2 protein-coding genes are annotated in these 1,918 nt (G+C 66.2%); one reads left to right on the forward strand and one right to left on the reverse strand.

What is annotated here, in order from left to right; all coding sequences use genetic code 11:
- Positions 1-263: 263 nt before the first annotated feature.
- Positions 264-1,115, reverse strand: a complete 852-nt coding sequence (locus AOK01_RS39595; RefSeq protein ID WP_055520425.1) for an enoyl-CoA hydratase/isomerase family protein — start codon at positions 1,113-1,115, stop codon at positions 264-266.
- A gap of 42 nt (positions 1,116-1,157) precedes the next feature.
- On the opposite strand from AOK01_RS39595, the gene AOK01_RS39600 reads away from it, so the two are divergent.
- Positions 1,158-1,559: a winged helix-turn-helix transcriptional regulator gene (locus AOK01_RS39600; RefSeq protein WP_079104117.1), complete on the forward strand. Its 402-nt coding sequence runs from the start codon at positions 1,158-1,160 to the stop codon at positions 1,557-1,559.
- Positions 1,560-1,918 lie beyond the last annotated feature (359 nt).

Raw genomic sequence — 1,918 nt, forward strand, 5'->3', positions numbered from 1 at the left:
TGGAAGCGCGCGTCGATGGCCGGGCCTTGGGCTACCACTCCACCGACCCCGGTCGCGGGGCCCGCCTGTGCTTCCTCAAGCCCGGCAGCTACGACACCGCCGGGACTCATCGAGGTCCTGGAGCAGATGAAGGTGTTCCACCGCGGCGAGCGGGTGGTCCTGGCCTGGGACGGCCTGTCCGCTCACTGGAGCCGGGCGATGCGGGCCTGGGCCGCCGAACAGGACTGGCTCGCCCTGGAACGATTGCCGTGCAGGGCGACTCGTCACGAGCGTCGGACGAGGTTCGCGCGCAGCACCTCTTCGATGTCCAACTCCACCTCGCGCGTGTGAACCCCGGCCGCGAGTGCTGCCCGGGCAAGCTCTCCAGCCGCGGGGGTGAACGTTTCGCCGAGCAGGCGGTCTTCCGCGCGCAGCGCGTCTTCGAGCGTGCCGTCGGCCGCGTCGATTGCTTCGGTAGCCGCGGCGCGGACACCGTCGGGCAGAGTCGCGATGGTCAGTGCGACCCACTCAACATATTCGTCCAGTTCTGCGGCGGGCAGAGCTCGGTTCACCCATCCCCACCGCTCGGCAGTCGCCGCGTCGACGAGCCCGCCTGTCAGCACGATCTCAAGAGCGCGAGCGCGACCCACGAGGCGGGGTAGGTGGGCAGTTGCACCGGCTCCAGGGACGATGCCGATCAGTGTCTCGAACTGGCCGAACGCCGCAGTCTCAAGGGCCGCGAATCGCAGATCCAGGCTGGAGACCAGCTCGGATCCACCGCCACGGACGAGTCCCGCGACTTTGGCGATGGTGGTCTGAGGCAGACGACGCCAGCGTTCATGAAGCCGCATCATCGGGCCCGTCCCGACAAGCGTCTCCTCCGCGATGGGGAGGGCGGCGTAGGTCGCGGGGTCCTCCACGAATGACAGGTCGCCGTGTGCCAGGAAGAACTCCGGATTGGCGCTCTGGACCACGATGACGTGCAGATCGGGATCACTCTCGGCCGATGCGGCGACGGCGTCCAGGTCGAGCATGAGCTGCGCCGTCATCAGGTTGACGGGCGGAACATCAATCGAGACCCATAGCACTCCGTCCTGGCGCTTGACATTGAGGCTGGGCAGGGACTGTTCGGTCATGAGATTCCTTTGGGTTGGCGGTATCTCTGGTATACCTGGTGCATGACAGGTACTTCAATGCAACCTGGTATCCGCGAAGATCCTGCCGGCCACGAGACCATCGTCGGCCCGCAGCGCGAGCTCCTGGATCAGCTGCTGGACAAGTGGGGTCAGCTGTTGCTGGCCGCGTTGTGCCGGCAGCCGCGACGCTTCAACGAGCTCAAGAGAGAGCTCGATGGGGTCACTCAGAAATCGCTGGCGCAGGCACTGCGACGGTTGGAACGCAACGGCCTCGTCGAGCGCCGGGTACTGACGCAACGCCCCATTGCTGTGGAGTACCGGATCACGCCGCTGGGTCGCACGCTTGAGGAGCCCTTCTTGATCCTGCGCGCCTGGACCGCCGACCACCTCTCCGAAGTCGAACGACACAGACATGCATTCGACGCAGGCGCGGACACCCTTTAGCCGGCGGCTCGCGTCAGCAGTCGGCGAGGCAAGGTCGAGCGCACGCACGGGGTTACGTGTCTGCGCGTTGGAGGGCCATGTCAGGAGGTCGCTGGTGACGAATTGACCGCCTGAGACCCGACCGAGAGGACCACGACGACGAGCACCACACCCGGTGAAGGGCCTCTGACCGCGGCACCTGATCGGCGGCGGGAAATTCCCCGGCTCGCTTTGATCGCGCGAGCCGGCCAGCCGGACCTACTGATCTCTTCGTAAGTTCGGTGGGTGTGGTGGGTGGATGGTCAAGCCGGTATGGGCGAGGAATGACCATGGCAGTCGGGGGTTGGTGTTGATGCGGTGGCCATCGACGCGCGCTTCCA

This window comes from Streptomyces aurantiacus (assembly GCF_001418335.1).
GTDB classification, from domain to species: domain Bacteria; phylum Actinomycetota; class Actinomycetes; order Streptomycetales; family Streptomycetaceae; genus Streptomyces; species Streptomyces aurantiacus.